Raw genomic sequence first — 25,678 nt, forward strand, 5'->3', positions numbered from 1 at the left:
TCTGCGCGCTGTAACAGCGAGCTTGCGGCCATGGCCCGCAAGCTCGTTTTCGTTTTAATGCACCGCCACCTGCTTGCGTTCGCCAATGGGTGATACCCCGAACAGGCGGCTGTAGCACTTGGAAAAATGCGCCGCCGAGACAAAGCCGCAAGCCAGGGCAATATCCCTGACCTGGGATTCACTGCGCAGCAACAGGCTGCGGGCGCGGGCCAGACGCAGTTCGAGGTAGTACTGGCTCGGGGTGCGCTGCAGATGCTTGTGAAACAGGCGCTCCAGCTGGCGCACCGAGACTTCGTTCAAGCGCGCCAGGTCTTCAAGGCTCACCGGCTCTTCGAGATTGGCTTCCATGATGGCCACCACCTGGCTGAGCTTGGGCTGCGAGGTGCCGAGCTTTTGCCGCAGCGGTACACGCTGCTGCTCCTGGGCTCCGCGGGCGCGATCACACAGCAGCAGTTCGGCGGCATGGGCCGCAATCTCCCGGCCACCCGGTTCGCGGGCAATCAGCTGCAGGGTCATGTCCATGGACGCCACGCCGCCGGAGCAGGTGTAGCGATCACGATCCAGTTCGAACAGCTGGTTGGAAATGATGATCCCCGGAAAGTGGTCCTTGAGGGTTTCGATGTCTTCCCAGTGGATGGTGCAGCGATACCCCTTGAGCAGACCCGCGCGGGCCAGCCAGTAACTGCCGGTGCAAATGCCCCCCAGCGCCACCTGTTCATGGGCCAGTTTGCGCAGCCAGTTGAGTACGGGCCGGCTGCTGAGGTGGGAGACGATGGGGTTGGAGCCCACCACCAGCAGAATATCCAGCTTTGGTGCATCGCCAACGGCATGGTCGGGGAGGATGCGCATACCGTTGCTGGCAATGACCGGGTCCATGTTGGGGGCAATGATCACGCTGCGAAACAGCTCGCGCCGGGCTGCCATATTGGCCATGCGCAGGGTCTCGATGGCCGAGGCAAAACCGATGGTGGTGAAGTTTGGTATCACCAAAAAGCCCACGGTTTTCACTGTGGGCTGATTGCTCGGTGACGCTGTTACTGGTGTTGCCATCTTCAGATTCCTCCTTATGATCCGGGACGTGTCTAGCTCAGGGCAAGCGCATTGAGCCCCTGCAATGACCCGTACTCTTGGAGGCTAAGGAAGCATTTGTTATGCCAGTGAGTCACTGCTTGCTATTGAGGCAGATATTTATCGCTGACATAGCCTGAATAGTCCGGCAGAACGCTTTCAATCTTGCCTTGCTCCTTGAGGAACAGGGCCGTCCGGGCGATGTCTTTGGCGGTGCCGCCGCCCAGCAGTTGCGGGGATTTCTGCTCGGCAGTCGAAGGGAAGTGCGCGCCCTGCAGCAGTTGCGGAATATCGGCTGCATTGGCCCCGGTGAGTTTGGCAATTTTCTGCACCTGCTGCGAATCTGCCGTCCAGGCGGCCTGATGGGCGTTGTAATCGGCAATGGCATCCAGGCTGACTTTGGCGAATTCAGCGACGATTTCCGGGTGTTTTTCGGCAAAGTCCTTGCGTGCTACCCATACTTCAAAGGTTGGCGCGCCCCATTCGCTGACCTGGCCCGCGTCGGTCAGTATGGTTCCGGTTTTGCGGATTTCCCCCAGTGCAGGTGACCAGGTGAAGGCGCCGTCGATATCGCCACGTTTCCAGGCTGCGGTAATTTGTGCCGGACTGAGGTTGACCACTTTCACCTGTTGCGGCGTGAGCCCCCAGTGTTTCAGCGCCCCCAGCAGGCTGTAGTGGGAGGTGGAGACAAAGGGGGTGGCAATGGTTTTGCCGATCAGGTCCCTGGGCTCCTTGATCCCGCTGCCATCACGTACCACCAGGGCTTCTGAGCCTTTGATCCGGGCGGTGACGATAAAGGTCACCAGCGGTACGTTGCGCGAGGCGGCGGCTGCCAGCGGGCTTGAGCCCAGATTACCGATCTGCAGGTCGCCCGAGGCAAGCGCGGCGACCACCGAAGGGCCCGAGTCGAAGCGTCGCCAGTCGATTTTCTGGCCAATGGCTTTGTCGTAGCTGCCTTCCGCCTGGGCCAGTTTGGTCGGATCGATACCGGTGATGTAGCCGATGGTCAGGTCGGCGGCCTGGGCGCCAAGGCTCAGGCCTGCCAGTGAAAGGGCAACGAGAAGGGTGCGCAGGGACATGGGCCGGACCTTGTTGTAATGGACTGAAAGAGAGGTTCAAGCAAAGGGCCGGTGGTCCGGTGGGCTGAATCTAAGTGCTTTAAATAAAAGGGGAAAATACCGTTTTGGAACTAGCTTAGAGCGTTGCTGCAAGGGGCAACGTGGCCCATGCCTGACCCGGGTCAAGCACTGTCTGTTTAAAACCGGCTACAACAGATTGTGAGGAGTCAATAACAAAAACAGCATGGCCGAGGGGATCACCCCAGGCCGTTGCTTTAAAGGAATAGCCCATGCTTTTTACCCTTCCACGTCTGGTGCTCGCGGGCCTGACGCTGTTTTGCACGGTTCAGGCCCAGGCCAGCGAGTCGATAACGGCAGCTGACGCCGATCCGTTGCATCAGAATGCCTTGATCGAACGCGGCCTGTATGTGGCCCGGCTCGGCGACTGCATTGCCTGTCATACCGCCAAAGGCGGGGCGGTGATGGCGGGCGGGCTGGAACTGAAAACACCCATGGGTACGATTTACTCCAGCAACATCACCCCTGAGCGCGATACCGGGATTGGTCAGTACAGCCTGGATGAGTTTGACCTGGTGATGCGTAAAGGCATTACGCGTACCGGCCAGAATCTATACCCGGCCATGCCGTATCCTTCCTACGCGAAGATGAGTGAAGAGGACATGCGCGCCCTGTACGTTTATCTGATGCAGGGTGTGACTCCGGTCAGGCAGGCAAACCTGGAAGCCGACATGGGATTTCCGTTTAACCAGCGCTGGGGGCTGGCGCTGTGGAATCTGCTGTTTGTCGATGACCAGCGGTTCGTTCCCGAGCCGGGCCGCAGCGAGCAGCTGAACCGCGGTGCTTATCTGGTACAGGGCCTGGGGCATTGCGGGTCGTGTCACACACCCCGCGGGATAGCCTTTCAGGAAAAGGCCATGAGCGATGCGGGCAGTAGCGGTAAATACTATCTGGCCGGGGAAACCGTGGAAGACTGGCGGGCAATTGGCCTGCGCAACCTGTGGACCGTCGAAGACACGGTGCAGTTGCTTAAAACCGGGCAAAACCGCTTTGCCACGGTCTCGGGCAACATGGCCGAAGTGATTCATCACAGTACCCAGCATTTCACCGATGGGGACCTGACGGCGATCGCCAGCTATCTGAAGTCGTTGCCGGCGGGCAAGGACGACTTGCCAATGCCGATGGTTGCCAGTGAGCCAGCCATTGCCCCGGACTCCCTGTTCAGCAGTCGTGGCGGTCTGGGCTACACCCAGTTCTGTGCCGATTGCCATCGCCCGGACGGTGGCGGAGTCAAAGGTATGTTCCCGCCATTGAATGGCAACCCGGGCATCATTGCTGCCAACCCGGCCTCTTTGCTGCATATCACCCTTACGGGCTGGGCAACCCCGCAGACCGAGGCTCATCCGCGGGTCTACAGAATGCCCGGCTTTGCCCGGTTGAGTGACGGGGAAATTGCCGAGATCCTCAGTTTTATCCGTAGCAGCTGGGGCAACCAGGCGTCAGCGATCAGCCCTGCGCAAGTGGCGGCAATGCGTAAACAGCTCAACCCGCAAACCATCGACGCTACGGCGTTTGAGACGCCGCGCCTGGCCGGTCTGTTGTCCGCATCCAATGCTGACCAGGTGCTGCGCGGCATGCGGTTGCACCTGCAAACCAAGGCTTTGCTGCCGGACAACGTCGGGAATGCGCTTAATTGCACCAGTTGCCACCTGAACGCGGGCACCGTGGCCGACGGTTCGCCGTTTGTGGGGGTGTCGGCGTTTTTCCCTGGCTATGCACCCCGGGCGGGCAAGGAAGTGACGCTGGAGGAACGGATCAACGGCTGTTTCCGGCGCTCGATGAATGGCCAGCCGTTGCCTGTGGCATCAGCTGACATGCAGGCGATGGTGGCGTATTTCGACTGGATGAAAATGAACACGGCCCCGGGCGATAAAGTGGCGGGTCGTGGTGTGGGCAAGGTGGACCCGGGCATCAAGCCCGATTCACAGAACGGCAAGGTGGTGTATGTGCAGCAATGTGCGGTGTGCCACGGTGATAACGGGCAAGGCTTGAAGCATGCCGATGGCAGCTTTGTGTTCCCGCCGTTGTGGGGCGATGAGTCGTTCAATATCGGGGCGGGCATGGCACGCACCTATACCGCGGCGGCATTCGTCAAACGCAATATGCCGATTGGCTTTCACCAGAAATTCCCGTTGGGGCAGGGCGGGTTGTCGGATCAGGATGCAGTGGACGTGGCCGAGTACTTCTCGCACCAGCCTCGTCCGGACTTTGCCGACAAGGCCGGGGACTGGCCAAAGGGCGGCAAACCGGCGGACGCCCGCTACTGAAGCCAATGATTATCTGCAGGAGCAAGCTGTTTAAAAGCTCGCTCCTGCAGATGAATCAATTACACATGCGGGTTTGGATGGGCCTTGACCTGCGGGCTGGCATACTGGGGTTTCAGCACGCCCTGATTATCAAGCAACCAGGCGTCCATCACCTTGCGCACCACCGGCCCTGCCACGCGGCCGCCGGCTTCGCCGTTTTCGATCATTACCGAGATGACGATCTGCGGGTCTTCGGCCGGGGCGAATCCGACAAACAAGGCGTTGTCGCGGTTGCGCTCGGCTGTCTTCAAGCGGTTGTAGCGCTCGCCCTGCTTGATCGCCACCACCTGTGCAGTACCGCTTTTGCCGGCAATCCGATACTGCGCACCCTGGGCAGCTGCCCGGGCAATGCCGCGCGGGTCGTGCATGACCAGCTGCATCGCATGGTTGACCTGCTCCCAGTCCCTGGGGTCGCGCAGCACGATATTGGCGATCGGGTTGTCGTCAGCCGGCGGCGTGCCGTCGATGGTTTTGGCCAGGTGCGGACGGTTCCACACGCCCTTGTTGGCAATCAGTGCAGTGGCTTGCGCCAGTTGCAACGGCGTGACCTGCATGTAGCCCTGGCCAATCCCCAAAATCACCGTTTCGCCGGGGAACCATGCCTGGCGACGGGTGCTGCGCTTCCATTCGCGGGAGGGCATCAGGCCCGAGGACTCTTCAAACATGTCCAGCGAGACCTTCTGTCCCAGCCCGAACATCGCCATGTAGTCGTGCATGCGGTCGATGCCCAGCTTGGATGCCAGGTCATAAAAATAGGTGTCGTTGGAGCGCATGATTGCCGCGTTCAAATCCACCCAGCCATCACCGCTGTGGTTCCAGTTGCGGTACTTGTGGTCGACGTTGGGCAACTGGAAATAGCCGGGGTCGAACACCCGGGTCGAGGCCGAGATGACGCCGCTGTCGAGCCCGGCAATCGCCACTTCAGGCTTGATGGTCGAGCCCGGCGCATACAGGCCACGCAAGGCCCGGTTGAACAGCGGCTTGTCGATGGAATCGCGCAGGGCCGAGTAGTCTCTGGAGCTGATACCGGTCACGAACAGGTTCGGATCGAAGCTGGGTTTGCTGACCATCGCCAGCACTTCGCCGGTTTTCGGGTCCAGAGCAATGATTGAGCCACGACGGTCACCCAGGGCTTCTTCAGCGGCTTCCTGGAGTTTGATATCGAGGCTCAACACAATGTTTTTGCCTGCCACCGCGTCGGTGTGGCGCAGCACCCGCATCACCCGGCCCTGGGCGTTGGTCTCGACCTCTTCAAAGCCGACCTTGCCGTGCAGTTCGGGCTCGTAGAAGCGTTCGATACCGGTTTTACCGATCGATTGCGTGCCCCGGTACTGAGTGGGGTCCAGCTGTTTGGCTTCTTTCTCGTTGATGCGGCCAACGTATCCCACCGAGTGGGCGAAATGATCGCCCTGGGGATAGTGGCGTACAAACTGGGCTTCTACATCGATTCCCGGCAGGCGGAACTGATTGACCGCCAGCAGCGCGATCTGCTCTTCGCTCAGCTCATACAGCAGGGTCGAGGGGTCAAACGGGTGGCGGGCCTGCTTCATTGATTTGGCGAAGACGGCGCGGTCTTCTTCCGGCAAGTGCAGGATGCTCATGACCGAGTCCAGCACTTTGGCGGTATCGCCGGCACGTTCGCGGGTGATGGTCATGTTGAAGCTGGGCTGGTTGTCGGCCAGCAGCACGCCGTTGCGGTCGTAAATGAAGCCGCGTTCCGGCGGGATCGGCAACACATGCACCCGGTTGTTCTCGGACACCGTCGAGTTGTAGTCAAATTCGGTGACTTGCAAAAAGTACATTCGGCCGATCAGGGTGCAACTGACCGTCAGCACCAGCAGGGCGCAGGCAATCAGGCGTTTATTGACCAGACGCTTCTCGGTTTCGTGATCTTTAAGAGGGATCGGCTCGGGCATTTCTGGGGCGTCTCACGTCAGTAAACACAAAGCAGCGGCCAGCAGGTCGTTAGCTGGCTACGAAAGTCGGCGCACACCTTACCAAGAAGCCGGTGATCGAGTCGGTTTATTGGTCGACTGGCGTGTGAAAACCGACAGGCTGCGCCTGTTGTCGGGTGCGCTAAACTGGCTTCCTTTTAAATGGAAGCCGCCATGATGTTGCCCTTGATTGACTGGCATCCCCGAGCCACGTTGCAGCCGCTGCACTTTGCCTGGCTGCAGCGGGCCGGGGTTGAAGTGGCGGTGCTGCGCCTGGACCGGATTGACCCGCTGATCAGCGGCAACAAGTGGTTCAAGCTCACCGGGCATTTGCAGGCGGCGCACGCTGCCGGGGCCCATGGACTGATCAGTCTGGGCGGCGCCCACTCCAACCATTTGCATGCCCTGGCGGCGGCCGGCAAGCGCTTTGGCTTTGCGACAGTGGGCCTGCTGCGCGGGCACCCACAGCAAACCCCGACCACCCTCGATCTGGAGCGGTTCGGCATGCAGTTGCACTGGCTGGGTTTTGCCGGGTATCGGGCGCGCCATGCTCCGGGTTTCTGGGAGCCCTGGCAGGAGCGCTATCCACTGTTGCATAACGTACCTGAAGGCGGCGGCGGGCTGGTGGGCGCTGCAGGCTGCATGCCGCTGGTGGTTCAGGTACGTGAGCAGTTGAGCACCCTGGGCTGGGACGATTACCACGGCTGGTGGCTGGCAGCCGGCACCGGGACTACGCTGGCCGGGCTGATACTGGGCGAAGACCCGCAGCGAAGGGTTTATGGCGCGCTGGCGGTGCCGGATGACCATGGCGTGGCGGCCCAGGTGGAGCGGATTTTGCTGGAGGCAGGGTGGGGGCCGGGCAATCATGAACTGATTGATGCCAGTCGCGGTGGTTTTGCCAAAGTCGACGGGGCGTTGCTGGACTTTATTCGCGACAGTGAAGCGGCCAGCGACTTGCCGCTGGAACCCTTGTACACCGGCAAGGCGTTAATGGCGCTCAAACAGGCGGTCGAGGCGGGGCGGTTTAGCGCCGGTCAGCGCCTGGTGTTTGTGCACACCGGCGGTTTGCAGGGCCGCCGGGGGTTTGAGGCCCTGCTGTAGGAGCGAGCTTGCCTCGCGAGCTCTCGTCATTAATAGATCGCGAGAATAGATCGCGAGGCAAGCTCGCTCCTACATTTCACATTTCACCGCTGGTTTATCGGCGGCGGGGCAGCATGCGCAACAGGGTGTTGTCCTTGATCAGGTAGTGATGCGCCAGGCCCGCCACGGCGTGCAAACCTATCAGCCAGTAACCGATGGTGCCCCCCAGTTCGTGCCAGCCTTTGATCTGCTTGGCGAAGTCCACGTCCTTGGCGGTGAGCGGCGGCAGGTCGAAACCATAGAAAAACACCGATTTGTCATTGTTGCTGAGGATCAGGTAGCCCAGCACCGGCATGGCGATCATGAACAGGTACAGCGCCCAGTGCATCAAGGTGGCGAGGGCTGTTTGCCAGGCCGGCGGGGTCGGGGTGATTTTTGGTGCCGCGCCCAGGGTTCGCGCCAGCAACCGCAGCCAGACCAGCACAAACACCGTCAGGCCGAGCATGAAGTGCGCGTCTTTCATCAGATTGCGCCCATCGCTGTCCTTCGGGAATATCCCGCGAAACTCGATGGCCGCATAAATCAGTACAAACAACAGCACCATGAGCCAGTGCAGGGCGATGGACATTCGACTGTATTGATCGGCGGTGCTTTTCCAGGACATGCTGTTTCCTCTCGATTCAGGTCTAAAACCTCCGCTCTTGTTCGACGGAGTAGCTTCACTTTAAACGGGTTGTGTCAGGTTGCACCTGAGATGTGTCAGTTTTCAGGGGTTCCGGGCAAATTTGGCCATAGATCGGCCACCAGAAACAGCCGCTCAGCTTCTTCCCAGTCACCTTGGGGGCTTTCTGTGAGGCGTACCAGCAGCTGGGCCGGGGCTTGGGGGTGCAGTTCGTCGAGCCAGACCTGCAGCTGTTGCCCGCTCCAGATGCCCTCCGGGCCATAGTGCGCCGGGGCGAGCCAGGCATGCCGGGGCAAGGGCTGCCAGCAACCGGCAGCGCTTTGCCCGATAAACGCAGGCCAGTCACTTTGATGCAGCCACCTGCCACGCAAGTGCTGCGGGTTGGCGCCCAGTGGCGGCCGAGACTGGCCCGGCCACGGGTACAGCAGGTAGCCCCCCAGCCACATGTGGGCGCTGAAGGTCTGTACATCCAGCCCGGCGAGAATTTCGCGGCTTTCAGGGCGCTGTGACATGGGTAATTGATGCTGGCTGAAATGCCTGAGCTTGCGGTCCAGCCGGTCATTGCTGCCGGGGCCCAGCCACTGGGCAGGATCACTGCCATCACCTTGCTGTGGACCGAGGTAGAGCTTGATCGCCAGTTCCAGGTGATGTACGCCGTCGCGATCACGCAGCACCATGTCCAGCTCGCCCAGGGTATGCCCACCCAGGCGGATCGGCAGGTTGGCGGCGATCAGTTCGACTCCCGGCGCGTGCTGTACGGCAAACTGCCACAGCCGCTCATAATAACGGCCAAGTCGGCGGGTGGTGGCCAGTGCCAGCCATTGCTGCAAGGGCTCGCTGTTGCTGTCCAGAGCCCGCAGCCAGCGTTCCAGCTGCTCGGGGGCCTGGACCCAGGCGCTGCCGGCCAGGGGGTGGCGCTGTGGCCAGGGGGTCTGTTCAAGCATGGGCGGAGCGAGAATCACCCACGCCAGATCACGCACCTCGGGGTGACGCAATTGGCGGGGCAGGTTGAGCAAGTCGGGGAAGAGGATCATTGTGCGAGCATAGCTGTTTGCACACTGACTGAAAGGGTTTTGTCTATCGTCCCGTTTCGCCCATAATCGCTGTTTTCGCACGCCTAGAACCTTGCAGGAGCCTCATGGAGCAATTTCGTAATATCGGCATCATTGGTCGTTTGGGCAGTTCACAGGTGCTCGATACGGTTCGCCGACTGAAAAAATTCCTGCTTGAGCGGCACATGCACGTGATCCTCGAAGACACCATTGGTGAGGTTTTACCCGGCCATGGCCTGCAAACCTCGTCGCGCAAAATGCTCGGTGAAGTGTGCGACATGGTGATAGTGGTCGGTGGTGATGGCAGTTTGCTGGGCGCGGCCCGGGCGCTGGCCCGGCACAATGTCCCGGTACTGGGGATCAACCGTGGCAGCCTGGGCTTCCTGACCGACATCCGTCCCGACGAGCTGGAAATCAAGGTCGCCGAAGTGCTCGATGGCCACTATCTGGTTGAAAACCGTTTTCTGCTGCAAGCTGAAGTCCGCCGCCACGGCGAAGCCATTGGCCAGGGCGATGCCCTGAACGACGTGGTACTGCACCCCGGAAAATCAACGCGCATGATCGAATTCGAACTGCATATCGACGGCCAGTTCGTCTGCAGCCAGAAGGCCGACGGCCTGATTGTGGCCACTCCCACCGGTTCTACCGCCTACGCCATGTCGGCCGGTGGCCCGATCATGCATCCCAAGCTGGATGCCATCGTCATAGTTCCGATGTACCCGCACACCCTCAGCAGCCGTCCGATTGTGGTGGACGGCAACAGTGAGTTGAAAATCGTGGTGGCCAAGGACATGCAGATCTACCCGCAAGTGTCCTGCGACGGCCAGAACCATTTCACCTGCGCGCCGGGTGACACCATCACCGTCAGTAAAAAAGCGCAGAAACTGCGCCTGATTCATCCGCTGGACCACAACTACTACGAAGTGTGCAGGACCAAACTCGGCTGGGGCAGCCGTTTGGGCGGCAGGGCTGACTGATGCTAGATCCAGCGCGCAGTTACGATTTGATCGGTGACGTGCATGGCTGTGCTCATACCCTTGAGCACCTGCTGGAGCGTCTGGGCTATCGCAAACTCGCCGGTATCTGGCGACACCCGCAACGGATGGCGGTGTTTCTCGGTGACATCATTGACCGCGGCCCGCGCATTCGCGAGTCGCTGCATATTGTGCATGACATGGTCAGGACCGGTCAGGCGCTGTGCCTGATGGGCAACCATGAATTCAACGCGCTGGGCTGGTGTACCCCGGCACCTGCGGGCAGTGGCAAGCTGCATGTGCGTGAACATACCCCGCGCCATGCCCGGTTAATTCACGAAACCCTCGAACAATTCGCCCCGTATCCAGACGAGTGGCGCGAGTTCGTGCAGTGGTTTTACGACATGCCGCTGTTTGTCGACGCCGGTCGTTTTCGGGTAGTACATGCCTGTTGGGATGCCCGGGTGATTGCAACCCTGCGCGGGGAATTTCCCGATGGCTGCATTGACCAGCAGTTTCTGCAGGCCGCAGCCATGCCTGAAAGTTTTGCCAACCTGAGTTTCAACCGGCTGTTGCGCGGCACCGACATGCGCTTGCCGGACGGCATGACGCTGACTGGCGGCGATGGTCTGACGCGGGCGTTCTTTCGCACCAAGTTCTGGGAAGACGACCCTAAAACCTACGGAGACATTGTGTTCCAGCCTGATGCACTGCCCGAGCGCGTGGCGCAAAAGCCGCTGTCCAGCATTGAGAAGGATACGTTGTTGCGTTACGGCAGCGATGAACCGCTGTTGTTTGTCGGTCATTACTGGCGCAGTGGTAATCCGGCGCCGATCCGCCCCAACCTGGCCTGCCTGGATTACAGCGCGGTGCTATACGGCAAGCTGGTGGCTTATCGCCTTGATCAGGAAACCCGGCTCGATCCGAACAAGTTCGTGTGGGTAGATGTGGAACGCCCGGAGGCGATTCAATGAGTGCTGTTGCTGTTTTACGTTTGCCGCTGTCTACCGACCTCAGCGGTTTTGTGCATTTGCTCAAGCGCATGCAAGTGCCGCATAGGGTCAGTGAGGAGGCGGGGGAACTGGTGTTGTGGGCCCCCGAAACCATTGCCGATGATGTGCGCAGCCTGTATCAGCGTTTTCCGGCAGGTGACCCCGAGCATGAACTGCCCATAGTCGAGCGTCCGCCGGCCATGGCCCGCCCGGGGTTCGTCCAGCAGGTGCGCGACAGCCCGGCCACGGCCATCGTTCTCTTGCTGTGCGTGATAGTGGCTGCCGTGACGCAACTGGGGGACAACCTGTCGACCCTGAGCGCGCTGACGTTTGTCGATTTCAGCATTCACGGGCAGTACATCCAGTTCACACCTTTGTCCGATAGCCTGGCAGCGGGGCAGTGGTGGAGATTGTTCACGCCGATGCTGATCCACTTCGGTTTTCTGCACATTGCCATGAACGGCATGTGGTACTGGGAGCTGGGGCGACGGATTGAAATGCGCCAGGGCAGCATCAACCTGATCGGCCTGAGCTTGCTGTTCAGCCTGGTCTCCAACTTCGCCCAATACCTGTTTGGCGGCCCGAGCCTGTTTGGCGGGTTGTCGGGGGTGTTGTACGGCCTGCTGGGGCATGTCTGGATTTACCAGTTGATGGCGCCCAACCCGATGTATCACCTGCCTCGCGGAGTGCTGGTAATGATGCTGGTGTGGCTGGCGCTGTGCATGTCGGGGCTGGTGTCGATGATAGGTTTTGGCCAGATCGCCAACGCGGCCCATGTCGGCGGCCTGTTGATCGGTTGCCTGACCGGCCTGCTGGGCGGCCTTTGGGCCCGGCGCAAAGCTGTTCAAACCCTGTAGGAGCAAGCTTGCTCGCGAGCAAGCTGGCCCTGCGGCTAAAAGTTAATTTTCAAAGAGCGGAAACAGAACCATGTCCTCTTTCAACGAAATGATTCAAAACATCACTCCCGAGATCTATCAGAGCCTGAAACTGGCCGTTGAAATCGGTAAATGGGCCGACGGCAACAAGCTCACTGCCGAGCAGCGCGAGCTGTCGCTGCAGGCGATGATCGCCTGGGAAGTCAACAACCTGCCCGAAGAGCAGCGCACCGGCTACATGGGCCCGCAAGAGTGCAGCTCGAAATCGGCACCCGTACCCAACATCCTGTTCAAGTCGGATGCTATCCATTGATTGAAATTGGTCGCGGTGCAATCAGCAAGATGTCGGCAAGTTTAGAGACGCCGACCGTTCAATATGCGTTTCGTCTGGGCGATACCGAGCTGCCGGTCAATCCTTTGATCGGCACCCGGTTGCGTCTGGAATACCTGGGTGAGATCAACTGCACTCACTGCGGGCGCAAAACCAAGAAGAGCTTCAGCCAGGGCTATTGCTACCCGTGCATGACCAAGCTGGCGCAGTGCGACATGTGCATCATGAGCCCGGAGCGTTGCCATTACGATGCAGGCACCTGCCGTGATCCGTCGTGGGGCGAGCAGTTCTGCATGACCGACCACGTGGTGTATCTGGCCAATTCTTCGGGGATCAAGGTCGGCATCACCCGTGCCACCCAGTTGCCGACCCGCTGGCTCGATCAGGGCGCCAGCCAGGCGCTGCCGATTGTGCGAGTGGCCACCCGTCAGCAATCGGGTTTTGTCGAGGACCTGTTTCGCTCGCAAGTGGGCGACCGTACCAACTGGCGCGCATTGCTCAAGGGCGATGCCGAGCCGGTGGACCTGGTGGCGGTGCGCGAACAGTTATTCGAGAGTTGCGCCGAAGGCATGCAGGCCTTGCAGGAGCGTTTCGGGTTACAGGCGGTCCAACCCCTGGCGACTGCAGAACCCGTTGAGATCCGTTACCCGGTGGAGCAGTATCCGAGCAAGATCGTCAGTTTCAACCTGGACAAAGATCCGATCGTTGAAGGCACGCTGATGGGGATCAAGGGTCAGTACCTGATCTTCGACACCGGCGTTATCAATATTCGCAAATACACGGCCTATCAGCTGGCCGTGCATCAGTAAAAGGACTCCAGCATGCGCACCGAACAACCGCAGATGATCTACCTGAAGGACTATCAGGCGCCCGAGTATCTGATCGACGAGACGCACCTGACCTTCGAGTTGTTCGAGGACCACAGCCTGGTCCATGCGCAACTGGTGATGCGCCGCAACCCTGCACGTGGTGCGGGTTTCCCGGCACTGGAGCTGGACGGTCAGCAACTGCAGCTGTTGTCGGTCAAGCTCGACGACGCCGAGCTGACGGCGGCTGATTACCAGCTCACCGACAGCCACCTGATTTTGCACCCGAGCACCGAACATTTCGTAGTCGATACCAGCGTCAAGATCCACCCCGAATCCAATACCGCGCTGGAAGGCCTGTACAAGTCCGGCACGATGTTCTGCACCCAGTGCGAGGCCGAAGGCTTTCGCAAAATCACCTACTACCTCGACCGCCCGGATGTGATGAGCAAGTTCACCACCACCGTGGTGGCCGAGCAGCACAGCTACCCGGTTCTGCTGTCCAACGGCAACCCGATTGCCAGCGGTCCCGACGAAGACGGCCGGCACTGGGCAACCTGGGAAGACCCGTTCATGAAACCGGCCTACCTGTTTGCTCTGGTGGCCGGAGATCTGTGGTGCGTTGAAGACAACTTCATCACCATGACCGACCGCACTGTGGCGCTGCGTATCTATGTCGAGCCGGAAAACATCGACAAATGCCAGCACGCCATGACCAGCCTGAAGAAGTCCATGCTGTGGGACGAAAAAACCTACGGCCGCGAATACGATCTGGATATTTTCATGATCGTGGCCGTCAATGATTTCAACATGGGCGCGATGGAGAACAAGGGCCTCAACATCTTTAACTCCAGCGCCGTGCTGGCCCGCGCCGAAACCGCCACTGACGCCGCGCATCAGCGGGTCGAGGCGATTGTTGCCCACGAATACTTCCACAACTGGTCGGGCAACCGCGTGACCTGCCGTGACTGGTTCCAGCTGTCGCTCAAGGAAGGCTTCACGGTATTCCGTGACTCCGAGTTCTCGGCGGACATGAACTCGCGGGTGGTCAAACGCATTCAGGACGTGGCGTATCTGCGCACCCACCAGTTTGCCGAAGACGCCGGCCCCATGGCCCACGCCGTGCGCCCCGAGAGCTTTATCGAAATCTCCAACTTCTACACCCTGACCGTGTATGAGAAGGGTTCGGAAGTGGTGCGCATGATCCATACCCTGCTCGGCGAAGCAGGCTTTCGCAAAGGCAGCGACCTGTACTTCGAACGCCATGATGGCCAGGCCGTGACCTGCGATGACTTTATCAAGGCCATGGAAGACGCCAACGGCGCCGACCTGAGCCAGTTCAAGCGCTGGTACAGCCAGGCAGGCACCCCGCGCCTGGCGGTCAGCGAGCACTATGACGCAGCACAGAAAACCTACAGCCTGACGTTCGCCCAAAGCTGCCCGGCGACTCCGGACAAGGTTGAGAAACTGCCGTTTGTGATTCCGGTGCAGTTGGGCCTGCTGGATGCCCGGGGCGCAGAAATCGCGCTGCAACTCAAGGGTGAACCGGCGGCTTGCGGCACCAGCCGCGTGCTATGCGTAACCGAGGCTGAGCAAACCTTCACCTTCGTTGGCATCAATGAGCAGCCATTGCCTTCGCTGCTGCGCGAGTTTTCGGCGCCGGTCAAACTGCAATTTCCATACAGCCGTGACCAGTTGATGTTCCTGATGCAGCATGACAGCGATGGTTTTAACCGCTGGGATGCCGGTCAGCAACTGGCCGTGCTGGTACTCCAGGAATTGATTGGCCAGCATCAGCGTGGCGCAGCACTGGTCATGGATCAGCGTCTGGTTGAAGCTTTGCGCACTGTGCTGGGCAACCAGCAACTGGATCAGGCGATGATTGGCGAAATGCTGTCGCTGCCGGGCGAAGCCTATCTCACCGAAATCAGCGAAGTGGCCGATGTAGAAGCCATCCACGTGGCCCGTGAGTTTGCCCGCAAGCAACTGGCCGATAGCCTGTTTGACGGCCTGTGGGCGCGCTATCAGAGCAACCGTGAAGTGTCGAAAGTCACGCCGTATGTGGCCGAAGCCGAACATTTTGCCCGTCGCGCGTTGCAAAACATCGCGCTGTCGTACCTGATGCTCAGCGGTAAACCGCAGGTGCTGGCCGCGGCGCAGGAGCAGTTCGAACACAGCGACAACATGACCGAGCGCCTGACGGCTCTGGCAGTACTGGTCAATTCGCCGTTCGAGGCTGAAAAGGCCGCGGCGCTGGCCAGCTTTGCCGATCAGTTCAAGGACAATCCGCTGGTCATGGACCAATGGTTCAGTGTGCAGGCGGGCAGCGGTTTGCCAGGTGGTCTGCAGCGGGTTAAACAGTTGATGGAGCACCCGGCCTTCAACATCAAGAACCCGAACAAGGTACGGGCTCTGGTCGGTGCCTTTGCCGGGCAGAACCTGATCAACTTCCATGCGGCGGATGGTTCGGGGTATCGCTTCCTGGCGGACCTGGTGATTGAGCTCAATGGCTTCAATCCGCAGATTGCTTCGCGGCAACTGGCGCCACTGACCCGCTGGCGCAAATACGACAGCGCCCGTCAGGCGTTGATGAAAGCCGAACTGGAGCGCATCCGCAGCTCGGGCGAGCTTTCCAGCGACGTGTTTGAAGTGGTCAGCAAAAGCCTGGCCTGATCCGGCCTTCGGTTGTAGGAGCGAGCTTTTTAAACAGCTCGCTCCTACAGGTTCAAAGATGCGTCAGTGCGTCTGTCCCAACACCACATCCAGCGCGGTGCGCGCATCGTCCAGCTGCACCAGGGTGGCATGCCGGGCGCCGAGGGCGTCGTGGTTTTCTATCGCGGTCAGAATCGCCTTGTGCCTGGGCAACGCCAGTTCGTGCAGGTTAGGCCGGCGATTGGAGTGCTTCAACGCTTCACGCAAGGCCAGCGACAGCATGTTGCACAGGTTGGACAACAGGTCGTTATGGGTCGCGTCGGCGATCCGGCTGTGAAAATCCAGATCAGGTTGCAGCAAGGCTTCGGGGGTTTGAGCATGCTCCATGCGCTCATAAGCCTCGCGGATCGAGGCTATCTCATCTTCGGTGGCATGCTGGGCGGCGAGGGCGGCAACAGCGGGCTCGATAATGCTGCGCACACTGGTCAGCAAGGCAAAAAACTCGTTTTGCGGTGAGCTTTGCATCAGCCAGTGCAGCACATCGGGGTCGAGCATATGCCATTCACGGCGCGGCTTGACCACGGTGCCCACTCGCGGCCTGGAATACACCAGGCCCTTGGCCACCAGCACCCGCGTGGCTTCACGCAATACCGGGCGGCTGACGGCATATTCTTCGCACAGCAAGGCTTCGGCGGGCAGCTTGTCATCGGGTTTCAATCGGCCGGAAACAATCTGCATGCCGAGTTCCTGAACGATGCGCGCGTGCATGCTTTTGCGCTCGGAGGGCTGACGATAATCCATTGGGCGCGGGTCGGTCCTGTGGCTGAAAAGCGCCGATCATAGCAGGCGCCGGTTTTACAGGTGGCACAAAACCTGATGGGCAAAGGTCGAACAAGCTGCAGGAGCGAGCTCTTCAGCTGGCTGGAGAAAAGCTCGCGAGCAAGCTCGCTCCTGCAGGGCCGGGGTTAGTGGGAGTGGCGCGGCACTTCGGAGCCGCGGCAACCCACCAGGAAGTCAAAATCACAACCTTGATCGGCTTGCATCACGTGGTCGATATAGAGCTGGCGGTAACCACCGATCAGCAGTTTCTGTGGCGGTGGAATATCGGCCAGACGGGCCGCCAGTTCTGCATCCGGGATATCCAGATGCAGGCGCCCGCCGGCGCAGTCCAGTTCGATCCAGTCACCTTCCTGAACCGCCGCCAGAGGCCCTCCGGCTGCCGCTTCCGGTGCCACATGCAAGACCACGGTGCCGTAGGCGGTGCCGCTCATGCGGGCATCGGAGATGCGCACCATATCGGTCACTCCCTGGGCCAGCAGCTTGGCAGGCAAGCCCATGTTGCCGACTTCGGCCATGCCCGGATAACCCTTGGGCCCGCAGTTTTTCATCACCAGGATCGAGTCGGCAGTGACTTGCAGATCCGGATCGTTGATGCGCTGCTTGTACATGTCGAAGTTCTCGAACACCACGGCCTGACCACGATGCTTCATCAGGGCCGGGGTCGCCGCCGATGGTTTGAGCACGGCCCCCAGTGGTGCCAGATTGCCGCGCAGCACGCAGATACCGCCATCGGCCACCAGCGGGTTTTCGATGGCACGGATGACTTCGTCGTCACCATAAATCGGCGAGTTCTTGACGTTTTCCCACAGACTCTTGCCATTGACGGTCAGGGCGTCCGGGTGCGGGATCAGGTTGTTTTCCCCCAGTCGGCGCAGTACCGCAGGCAGGCCGCCGGCATAGTAGAACTCTTCCATCAAGAAGCGCCCGGAAGGCTGCAGATCAACCAGGGTCGGGGTGCCGCGGCCGATGCGGGTCCAGTCGTCCAGCTCCAGATCGACGCCGATGCGTCCGGCGATGGCTTTAAGGTGGATCACCGCGTTAGTCGAGCCGCCAATGGCGGCGTTGACCCGAATCGCATTCTCAAAGGCTTCTCTGGTCAGCACCTTGGACAGACGCAAGTCCTCGCGAACCATTGCCACGGCGCGCATGCCGGACATGTGCGCCAGGACATAGCGCCGTGAATCCACCGCAGGGATCGCCGCGTTGTGCGGTAACGAAGTGCCCAGGGCTTCGGCCATGCAGGCCATGGTGGAGGCGGTGCCCATGGTGTTGCAGGTGCCTGCCGAGCGTGACATGCCGGCTTCAGCGGAAAGGAACTCGTCAAGGCTGATATTGCCGGCCTTATAGGACTCGTGCATTTGCCAGACGATGGTGCCGGCGCCGATATCTTTGCCCTTGTGCTTGCCATTGAGCATCGGCCCGCCGGTGACCACGATGGCCGGCACATCGCAACTGGCTGCGCCCATCAACAGGGCCGGGGTGGTTTTGTCGCAGCCGGTCAGCAGCACTACGCCATCAATCGGATTGCCGCGAATCGCTTCTTCCACGTCCATGCTGGCCAGGTTGCGGGTGAGCATGGCAGTAGGGCGCAGGTTCGACTCACCGTTGGAAAACACCGGAAACTCCACCGGAAACCCTCCGGCCTCGATCACACCGCGTTTTACGTGTTCGGCAATGGTGCGGAAGTGGGCGTTGCACGGGGTCAGCTCTGACCAGGTGTTACAGATGCCGATGATCGGCTTGCCCTGGAACTGATGGTCGGCAATGCCCTGGTTCTTCATCCAGCTGCGGTACATGAAACCGTTTTTATCTGCGCTGCCAAACCATTGGGCGGAACGCAGTGGAGGGGTTTTGTCAGACATTGCGGCCTCTCTTATTGTATGACTAATTTATTTTCTGTGGCAGAAGTTAGCGCTAAATGGCTCTGTTTGGAAGTGTTGTTGGGTAAATAGTATTACTATATAGTCCGATTCAACTGAGAGCTGATCCTGGCATTTTCCCGCCTGAGGCCACTCCAGAGGTGCCATAACAAAAACAATGGGAGACCGTCACATGAGCCAGGAATCCGGGCTTATCCGCCGCATCACGCTAAAACTCATTCCGTTTCTGATCCTGCTGTACCTGATTGCCTATGTGGACCGCTCTGCCGTGGGCTTCGCCAAGCTGCATATGGGCGCAGACATCGGCATAGGCGATGCGGCCTACGGCCTGGGTGCCGGGTTGTTCTTTATCGGTTACTTCTTGATGGAGATCCCCAGCAACCTGATGCTGGAGCGCTTTGGCGCCCGGCGCTGGTTCGCCCGGATCATGCTGACCTGGGGCGCGATCACCATCGGCATGGCCTTTGTCCAGGGGCCGCAGAGTTTCTACGTGATGCGCTTTTTGCTCGGTGTCGCCGAGGCAGGCTTCTTTCCTGGCGTGCTGTACTACATCACCCAGTGGTTCCCGGTGCGCCATCGCGGCAAGATCCTGGGCCTGTTCATCCTCTCGCAACCCATTGCCATGATGATCACCGGCCCGGTGTCCGGCGGCCTGCTGGGCATGGACGGGGTGCTGGGGCTGCATGGCTGGCAATGGTTGTTCATTGTCATCGGCATGCCGGCCATCCTGTTGACCTGGCCGGTACTGCGCTACCTGCCGGACGGCCCGCAACAGGTCAACTGGATGACCCGGGACGAGAAGAGCTGGCTGCTGGGGGAGCTGGAAAAAGACCTGCAGCAATACGGCCAGACCCGCCACGGTAATCCGCTGCATGCTTTGAAAGACAAGCGGGTGTTGCTGCTGGCGCTGTTCTATCTACCCGTCACCCTGAGCATCTACGGCCTGGGCCTGTGGCTGCCGACGCTGATCAAGCAGTTTGGTGGCAGCGATCTGACAACCGGCTTCGTGTCCTCGGTGCCCTACATCTTCGGCATCATCGGCTTGCTGATCATTCCCCGCAGCTCGGATCGCCTGAATGACCGTTACGGCCACCTGGGCGGCCTGTATGTGCTGGGGGCGATCGGTCTGTTCCTGAGTGCATGGCTGACGGTTCCGGCACTGCAACTGGGGGCTCTGTGCCTGGTGGCTTTCTCGTTGTTCTCCTGCACGGCGATTTTCTGGACCTTGCCCGGGCGCTTTTTTGCCGGTGCCAGTGCTGCCGCCGGGATAGCCCTGATCAACTCGGTGGGCAACCTGGGCGGCTATATAGGACCGTTCGTGATAGGTGCGCTCAAGGAACACACCGGCAACCTGGCGTCGGGCCTGTACTTCCTTTCGGGGGTGATGGTGTTCGGGCTGTTGCTGACGGTGGTGGTGTATCGCACCCTGGAGCGCAAACATGCACTCAAGCCCGATGAGTTTGCCGCCAGTGCCCGTCCGGCTAGCGATCATTAATCAGCCGCCAGAGCTATTCATCCATGGGTTAGTACGCAGGTTTGACCTATCATTACGCCTTTCCAACAGGTGATAGATTAATGAGCGATTCAAACCAGACCTTGCGTGCAGCCCTTGAAACCAGCGACATGCTGGAAATTGACGGGCTGCATGCCTGGGATTTTTCTCTGGACGATGTGCAGTTGCTCATCAAGTGCATGGATGGTCGTGCCGAAAAGCGTTGGAGCTTCACTCTCGCACAGCTGGATGCAGCCGTGTTTGACGAAGCATTGAAAAGCTGGACCCTGACCGGCGACTCGGGTGAGCACCGCCTGGTTTGCCTCAGCGCATTTAGCGCGAGCAATGACGACGATGACACTGAGGTGGTTGATGAAGTTTAAATGGTTACCCTTGTTGATGGCTTCAGGCATTGGCGCCATGTCGGCGCAGGCGGCCTTCGGGTCTGAGGTCGAGCTGCTGGTAGGGTCCTATACCCAGGGCAAGAGCCAGGGGATTTACCGTTTACAGTTCGACAGTCAGAGCGGGCGGCTCACCCCCGAGCCGCTGCAAGTGTTCAAGGCCACCAACCCTTCGTGGCTGACTTTATCTCGCGATCAAAGCCGCCTGTTTGTGGTCAATGAAAACGGGCAGGGCCAGGCCGATGTGGTGGGGCGTGTCAGCAGTTTGTCGATCGATCCGAAAACCAATGAGCTGAACCTGATCAATCAGGTCAAGACCCTGGGCGAAGAGCCGACCCATTCCAGCCTTAGCGGCGACGAGCGCTACCTGTTTGTTGCCAACTACGGTGTGCACGCCGATCCGGGCGGCAGCCTGGCGGTGGTGCCGATAAACGCCCGGGGCGAGTTGCAGTCTGTGACCCAGATGAGCAGCCATCCGGCCAGCCGGGTAAACCCTGAGCGCCAGATGTCGGCACACGTGCATTCGGTGGTGTCTTCACCGGACGGCAAGTTTGTATTCGCCAGTGACCTGGGGGCCGACAAGGTTTTTGTCTACAAGTACGATCCGGCGGCCAACCCAGAGCATCCTTTGGTGGCTGCCGATCCGGCCTATGTCGAGTTGCCGGCGGGTAGCGGTCCGCGTCACTTGTTATTCTCCAAGGACGGCAAGCACGCGTACCTGACCACTGAAATGAGTGCCCAGGTGTTTGTGTTCGACTATGCCGACGGTCAGCTCAAGCAGCGCCAGGCACTGGAACTGGCCCACGGCCAGCCAGCGCAAAATCGTGCCGCAGGTGCGGTGCATGCGTCGCCGGATGGCAAGTTTCTTTACGTGAGCAACCGCGGCAAGGCCAATGAAATTCTGGTATTTGCAATCAATCCGGCGAACGGTGAGCTGAGCGAGATTCAACGCCGTTCGGTGGAGGGAGACCATCCCCGGGAGTTTGCCCTGAGCCCCAACGGCAAGTTCCTGTTGATCGCCAATCAGATGAGCAATGCCATCGTGGTGCTGGAGCGCGACCCGCAGACCGGCAAGCTGGGTAAAACCCTGCAAACCCTGGCCATGGATGCGCCTTCAGATCTGAAATTCATCAAGCGCCCGTAATCAGGGGCTTGCAGCCCTCTATTAATCCTGCTGATAGAGGCTAGTGCTGCAATGAATTTCTGCGGGATGACCCTTGGCGTTAAGTTGGTTCCACGGCCTGAAAAGGCAAGCAAGCCAACTGAATCGTCGAGGGTTACCGCCATGAATTTCAATCTTTTCTCCGTGATTGCTGCCTCCGCCATCTCTGCCACCGTGGCCCTGCCTGCCAGTGCCAGCGTGCTCATCAGCGACAAAAAATCCCCCAGCTATACCCAGAAGTACCTGCAGCAAAGCGCTAACTTCTACGCCGCCCTGGACCATAAAACCCAATCCTGAAAAGACCTGCCCCCCTTGTAGGAGCGAGCTTGCCTCGCGAGCTTTCAGCTTTGTCGGGAAGAGCTCGCGAGGCAAGCTCGCTCCTGCAGGGCTCAATAAATATTGAGCTTTTATTCGCGGCTACAGGTTGTGTCCTGTCTCGAGCAATTCTGCGGTTGGGCCGTCTGCCGGGCCGACCATGGCGTAGTTGTAGCCTGAAATGATCTGCCCCCCTGTAGGAGCTCAATAAATATTGAGCTTTTATTCGCGGCTACAGGTTGTGTCCTGTCTCGAGCAATTCTGTGGTTGGGCCGTCTGCCGGGCCGACCATGGCGTAGTTGTAGCCGGGCCCGGACCAGTAGTCCGCCTGCAAATCGCCATCGCGCCGGCTGCCCCGTGGCAACAGGTTGTTTTGCGGGCCGGGCGGGCGGATGTAGAAGCTGATGTGCTGGCCCTGGCCATTCTCGTACAACACCATCGCCGCACCGCCCTGATCGGTGGTCAGCAATCGCCCGCTGACCGGCCGGAAGCCCGCACCGCTCAGGTCCGGCAAGCGTTCGGCCTGATTGAAATAACCATCTATCCAGCCCTGCATGTCATTGCTTTGCTGCACCTTGTAGTCGGCCGGCAGAAAGCCCTGCAGCGCAAACATGCGATGGGCTGCCAGTGCATCGGTCATGGGCAAGCCAGCGGAGCCCTGAGTGATTTGCCGGGCTTGCCAGCCGCCGACGCCGCCGATGCTCACGGCGATTAACAGCACTGCCGCTGTTGCCCACTGGCGACGTGACTGGCGGTGCAATCGCTGGCGTATGGCTACGGGGTCGAGTGCCGGATTTTCCGGCTGCTGCAGGCTTTGCTGCAACGCCGTACGCAACACCTGAGCGTCCCGCTGCCAGGCTTGCACCCGGGCAGCGACTTCAGGGTTGGCCTGCAGATACTGCTCAACCTGGTGGCGTTCAGCTTCGCTGAGCGCGTAATCGACATAAGCGTGCAGGTCACGCTCACTGGGCGGGGTGGTGATCATTTCAGTCTCCGCAGGGCAGGGCGGGTGATTTCGCCTTCGCTGAGTTGGCGCAAGGCCTGGCGTGCGCGTGACAGACGCGACATCACGGTGCCAATTGGCACCTCCAGAATGTCGGCCACTTGCTGGTAACTCATGCCCTCCACCGATACCCACAGCAGTAAGGCCCGTTGCTCGGTGCTCAGGCGTTCGAATGCCTGCAACGTCGACTGCGCGATGACTGTGCGTTCGGTTGAGGGCTGAGTGTCATCGCGCCCGGTAAAAAATTCGAGCATGCGGGCATAGCGCCGCGAGCGCCGATGGTTGTCGACAAACTGGCGATACAAAATAGTGAATAGCCAGGCCCGCAAATCGCCTTCGGGACGTTTGCTCGCCACGCTGGCCAGTGCCCGTTCCAGGCAGGTTTGCACCAGATCGTCGGCATTGCTGGAGTGGCGTGTCAGCGACAGGGCAAATCGCCTGAGGCGCGGGATCAGTTCGCGCAGTTGCTCGTCAAAGGGTGACATGGGGACCTGCAAGGCGTTGGTCTGTTAGTCGGGGTCATCAGCATGCAGACGACCAGGATTGATGGTTATTCCCGAGGGGCAAAAATAAATGCCTGAAAAACATTCCTCTACTGCGGGAATAAGCCGGTCCGGCCTTCGTCTCATAGGCAATCCACCTGACGGCCCCATGGCCCTGGAGTTTTTTATGGTAGATCAATTGCCGCCCGTGCGGCCTGCCAAGCCACCGTTGAGCCCGGCCAGTGTGATGCTGCGTCTGGCCGGGATCGGTGTTGTTGTGGTGGTCATGGCCGGGGCGTTTTATTACGTCAACGGTACGCTGGATTCCCAGCGTTTGCGCCCTAAAACCCTGGTCAATGCGCTGGAGCACAACAACGGTGTGTATCCGGGGTACCGACGCAACCATGCCAAGGGTATCTGTGTGGTGGGGTATTTCCAGAGCAACGGCAATGCCCAGGGTTTGTCCCGGGCCCAGGTTTTCGAGGACGGGCGCACCCCGGTGGTGGGGCGCTTTGCCTTGCCCAGCGGCAATCCGTACGCGCCCGACAGCAGTGTGCCGATACGCAGCCTGGCGCTGCGCTTCACCGAGGCCAACGGCCAGCAATGGCGCACGGGCATGAACAGCATGCCGGTGTTTGCAGTGGGCACCCCCGAGGCGTTCTACCAGATGCTGCAAGCCGGCGCGCCGGATCCGGCAACCGGTAAACCCCGGCCCGGAGCCATGCCCGGGTTTTTTGCGGCGCACCCTGAATCAGCCCCGTTCCTGCAGTGGGTCAAAACCGCGAAGCCATCAGCCAGTTTCGCCACCGAAAGCTATAACGGGATCAATGCGTTTTATCTGGTCAATGCTGTCGGGCAACGTCAGGCCGTGCGCTGGGGCGTAGTACCTGAAGGCCAGGATGCCCCGGGCGCCACGGCGCCCGATGATGCTGACTATCTGGAACAGGACCTGACCCGGCGCCTGGCCGCAGGGCCGCTGAAATGGCAGCTCAACCTGACCCTGGCCGAGGCCGGTGACCCGGTCAACGACGCCAGCAAGGCCTGGCCTGCCGGGCGCAAGGTGATCAACGCCGGCACCCTGGTGTTGCAACAGGCCGAGCAACAGAACTCGGGAGAATGTCGCGATATCAACTATGACCCGCTGATCCTGCCAAGGGGCATTGAACCTTCGGATGATCCGTTGCTGGCGGCACGTTCGGCGGCCTATGCCAGTTCGTATCTGCGGCGCACCAGTGAAGTCGATCAGCTTTCCCAGGAGAAACGGCCATGAGCGCTCCAGTCTCACATTTCGCCCCGGTGGCGCGTTTTCTGCACTGGTTGATGGCGGTGATGGTTATCGCCATGTTGTTTATTGGTGCGGGCATGGCGGCATCGGTGTCCGAGCGCCATGAATGGCTGTTGAATCTGCACAAGCCTCTGGGCATTGCGATACTGCTGCTGGTAGTCGTACGCCTGTTTGTGCGCTTTTCAACCCGCCAGCCAGGGTTGCCGGCGGATCTGCCGGCGGTCCAGGTATTGGCGGCCAGGATGTCTCACCTGTTGCTGTACGGGTTGATGTTCTGCTTGCCGATTGTGGGCTGGGCGATGATTTCGGCAGCGGGTGATCCGGTGATGCTCAGCAGTTCCTTGCAGCTGCCCGGGATAGTGCCGGCCAGTCCCGGCACCTTTGCCTTTTTGCGCAAGGCCCATACCTATTTGGCGTATTTGCTGTTTTTTACCGTATTGCTGCATTTGGCCGCGGCGTTGTTCCATGGCTGGATTCGCCGGGACGGGGTGCTGCAAAGCATGGTGCGCGGTAAGGGCTGACGTTGCCCTTGAAGCCCCTGTAGGAGCGAGCTTGCCTCGCGAGCTTTTGATCCAGGAAAAGCTCGCTCCTGCAGGTTTGGGTTCAGGACCTGGCCATGATTGAGGTGAATAACTCGCTTGCCAGAAACCGCTCCAGCCACGCTCTCAGGCGCGGGTAGGGTGCTTGCTCGAACCAGTCTCGATCGACGTGGGCAAACTGCCGCACAAATGGCGCAAGGGCCACATCAGCCAGGCTCAATCGCGGCCCGGCGAGATACGGCGTCTGTTCAAGCAAATCTTCCAGGTGTCTAGTCCTGAAATAGGTTTACACCTGTTTCACCCCAACGCCCGATGCATTGCATCGGGCGTTTTGTATTTCAAAGACTGGTGCGGACGCTCGCTGTTGTAGATCGATATCGACTCACTCACC

Annotated in this window: 23 protein-coding genes and 2 pseudogenes; 14 read left to right on the forward strand and 11 right to left on the reverse strand. The window is 59.9% G+C overall.

Annotation, left to right across the window (positions count from 1 at the left end; genetic code table 11):
• Positions 1-54 precede the first annotated feature (54 nt).
• Both EQV90_RS16440 and tauA read right to left on the reverse strand, forming a co-directional pair.
• Entirely contained in the window at positions 55-1,050 is a 996-nt protein-coding gene (locus EQV90_RS16440; protein WP_003444796.1) for a GlxA family transcriptional regulator, read from the reverse strand.
• Between the two features lie 122 nt (positions 1,051-1,172).
• Positions 1,173-2,147 carry a taurine ABC transporter substrate-binding protein gene (gene tauA / locus EQV90_RS16445; protein WP_003444795.1) on the reverse strand — a complete coding sequence of 325 codons (975 nt, stop codon included), beginning with the start codon at positions 2,145-2,147 and terminating at the stop codon, positions 1,173-1,175.
• 269 nt (positions 2,148-2,416) lie between these two features.
• Here tauA and EQV90_RS16450 point away from each other — a divergent pair, with 269 nt between their 5' ends.
• The gene (locus EQV90_RS16450) at positions 2,417-4,471 is read left to right on the forward strand and encodes a c-type cytochrome (protein ID WP_240878422.1); all 2,055 of its coding nucleotides are present in this window, start codon (positions 2,417-2,419) and stop codon (positions 4,469-4,471) included.
• Positions 4,472-4,530: 59 nt separating this feature from the next.
• On the opposite strand, the gene mrdA is transcribed toward EQV90_RS16450, so the two are convergent.
• Positions 4,531-6,426: a penicillin-binding protein 2 gene (gene mrdA / locus EQV90_RS16455; protein ID WP_003444793.1), complete on the reverse strand. Its 1,896-nt coding sequence runs from the start codon at positions 6,424-6,426 to the stop codon at positions 4,531-4,533.
• 192 nt (positions 6,427-6,618) lie between these two features.
• Between mrdA and EQV90_RS16460 the strand changes: the two genes are divergently transcribed.
• A complete protein-coding gene (locus tag EQV90_RS16460; protein WP_240878423.1) occupies positions 6,619-7,545 on the forward strand; it encodes a 1-aminocyclopropane-1-carboxylate deaminase in 927 nt (308 codons plus the stop codon).
• 94 nt (positions 7,546-7,639) lie between these two features.
• Here the strand turns inward: EQV90_RS16460 and EQV90_RS16465 are convergent, their stop codons facing one another.
• Complete coding sequence (locus EQV90_RS16465) at positions 7,640-8,188, reverse strand: cytochrome b (RefSeq protein ID WP_003444790.1); 549 nt, start codon at positions 8,186-8,188, stop codon at positions 7,640-7,642.
• Between the two features lie 95 nt (positions 8,189-8,283).
• A complete protein-coding gene (locus EQV90_RS16470) occupies positions 8,284-9,240 on the reverse strand; it encodes a DUF1853 family protein (RefSeq protein ID WP_010657256.1) in 957 nt (318 codons plus the stop codon).
• 104 nt (positions 9,241-9,344) lie between these two features.
• Here EQV90_RS16470 and EQV90_RS16475 point away from each other — a divergent pair, with 104 nt between their 5' ends.
• The 6 genes from EQV90_RS16475 (at position 9,345) to pepN (ending at position 15,909) form a co-directional block, all read left to right on the forward strand.
• Entirely contained in the window at positions 9,345-10,235 is an 891-nt protein-coding gene (locus tag EQV90_RS16475) for an NAD(+) kinase (RefSeq protein ID WP_003444785.1), read from the forward strand.
• Entirely contained in the window at positions 10,235-11,206 is a 972-nt protein-coding gene (locus EQV90_RS16480; protein WP_240878424.1) for a metallophosphoesterase, read from the forward strand. The genes EQV90_RS16475 and EQV90_RS16480 overlap by 1 nt, the downstream gene beginning before the upstream one ends.
• Positions 11,203-12,081 carry a rhomboid family intramembrane serine protease gene (locus tag EQV90_RS16485; protein ID WP_003444782.1) on the forward strand — a complete coding sequence of 293 codons (879 nt, stop codon included), beginning with the start codon at positions 11,203-11,205 and terminating at the stop codon, positions 12,079-12,081. The genes EQV90_RS16480 and EQV90_RS16485 overlap by 4 nt, the downstream gene beginning before the upstream one ends.
• A 70-nt stretch (positions 12,082-12,151) precedes the next feature.
• Positions 12,152-12,412 (forward strand): DUF1315 family protein, encoded by a 261-nt coding sequence (locus EQV90_RS16490; protein ID WP_003444780.1) that lies wholly within the window; start codon positions 12,152-12,154, stop codon positions 12,410-12,412.
• Positions 12,409-13,239 (forward strand): DUF2797 domain-containing protein, encoded by an 831-nt coding sequence (locus EQV90_RS16495; protein ID WP_240878425.1) that lies wholly within the window; start codon positions 12,409-12,411, stop codon positions 13,237-13,239. Before EQV90_RS16490 ends, EQV90_RS16495 begins: the two co-directional genes overlap by 4 nt.
• A gap of 12 nt (positions 13,240-13,251) precedes the next feature.
• On the forward strand, positions 13,252-15,909 hold the full coding sequence (gene pepN, locus EQV90_RS16500) for an aminopeptidase N (protein WP_203009416.1): 2,658 nt from the start codon (positions 13,252-13,254) through the stop codon (positions 15,907-15,909).
• Positions 15,910-15,972: 63 nt separating this feature from the next.
• Here the strand turns inward: pepN and EQV90_RS16505 are convergent, their stop codons facing one another.
• Together EQV90_RS16505 and EQV90_RS16510 are read right to left on the reverse strand one after the other, a co-directional pair.
• The gene (locus EQV90_RS16505; RefSeq protein ID WP_003444772.1) at positions 15,973-16,689 is read right to left on the reverse strand and encodes a FadR/GntR family transcriptional regulator; all 717 of its coding nucleotides are present in this window, start codon (positions 16,687-16,689) and stop codon (positions 15,973-15,975) included.
• 164 nt (positions 16,690-16,853) lie between these two features.
• A complete protein-coding gene (locus EQV90_RS16510) occupies positions 16,854-18,590 on the reverse strand; it encodes an IlvD/Edd family dehydratase (RefSeq protein WP_003444770.1) in 1,737 nt (578 codons plus the stop codon).
• A gap of 190 nt (positions 18,591-18,780) precedes the next feature.
• Between EQV90_RS16510 and EQV90_RS16515 the strand changes: the two genes are divergently transcribed.
• The 4 genes from EQV90_RS16515 to EQV90_RS16530 all read left to right on the forward strand — a co-directional run bounded on the left by EQV90_RS16515 (position 18,781) and on the right by EQV90_RS16530 (position 21,960).
• Positions 18,781-20,103, forward strand: a complete 1,323-nt coding sequence (locus tag EQV90_RS16515; RefSeq protein WP_003444769.1) for an MFS transporter — start codon at positions 18,781-18,783, stop codon at positions 20,101-20,103.
• 80 nt (positions 20,104-20,183) lie between these two features.
• Complete coding sequence (locus EQV90_RS16520) at positions 20,184-20,483, forward strand: DUF5629 family protein (protein WP_003444766.1); 300 nt, start codon at positions 20,184-20,186, stop codon at positions 20,481-20,483.
• A complete protein-coding gene (locus tag EQV90_RS16525) occupies positions 20,473-21,645 on the forward strand; it encodes a lactonase family protein (RefSeq protein WP_240878426.1) in 1,173 nt (390 codons plus the stop codon). The genes EQV90_RS16520 and EQV90_RS16525 overlap by 11 nt, the downstream gene beginning before the upstream one ends.
• Before the next feature lie 141 nt (positions 21,646-21,786).
• Positions 21,787-21,960: a hypothetical protein gene (locus EQV90_RS16530; protein ID WP_003444762.1), complete on the forward strand. Its 174-nt coding sequence runs from the start codon at positions 21,787-21,789 to the stop codon at positions 21,958-21,960.
• Positions 21,961-22,210: 250 nt separating this feature from the next.
• Here EQV90_RS16530 and EQV90_RS16535 read toward each other — a convergent pair whose 3' ends face one another.
• Positions 22,211-22,963 (reverse strand): anti-sigma factor, encoded by a 753-nt coding sequence (locus tag EQV90_RS16535; RefSeq protein WP_127196907.1) that lies wholly within the window; start codon positions 22,961-22,963, stop codon positions 22,211-22,213.
• Positions 22,960-23,466, reverse strand: a complete 507-nt coding sequence (locus EQV90_RS16540) for a sigma-70 family RNA polymerase sigma factor (RefSeq protein ID WP_160627382.1) — start codon at positions 23,464-23,466, stop codon at positions 22,960-22,962. Before EQV90_RS16540 ends, EQV90_RS16535 begins: the two co-directional genes overlap by 4 nt.
• Before the next feature lie 184 nt (positions 23,467-23,650).
• Here EQV90_RS16540 and EQV90_RS16545 point away from each other — a divergent pair, with 184 nt between their 5' ends.
• Positions 23,651-24,733: a catalase family peroxidase gene (locus EQV90_RS16545; protein WP_240878427.1), complete on the forward strand. Its 1,083-nt coding sequence runs from the start codon at positions 23,651-23,653 to the stop codon at positions 24,731-24,733.
• Positions 24,730-25,269, forward strand: coding sequence for a cytochrome b (locus tag EQV90_RS16550; RefSeq protein WP_240878428.1), 540 nt, complete (start codon positions 24,730-24,732; stop codon positions 25,267-25,269). The genes EQV90_RS16545 and EQV90_RS16550 overlap by 4 nt, the downstream gene beginning before the upstream one ends.
• Positions 25,270-25,351: 82 nt before the next feature.
• On the opposite strand, the pseudogene EQV90_RS16555 reads toward EQV90_RS16550, so the two are convergent.
• Positions 25,352-25,552, reverse strand: a pseudogene (locus tag EQV90_RS16555) (glutathione S-transferase C-terminal domain-containing protein); the annotation flags it as partial.
• Positions 25,553-25,556: 4 nt separating this feature from the next.
• Positions 25,557-25,678: pseudogene (locus EQV90_RS16560) on the reverse strand (hypothetical protein); the annotation flags it as partial.

Origin of the sequence: Pseudomonas sp. TMW22089 (assembly GCF_022496645.1) — a bacterium.
Classification (GTDB): domain Bacteria; phylum Pseudomonadota; class Gammaproteobacteria; order Pseudomonadales; family Pseudomonadaceae; genus Aquipseudomonas; species Aquipseudomonas paraversuta.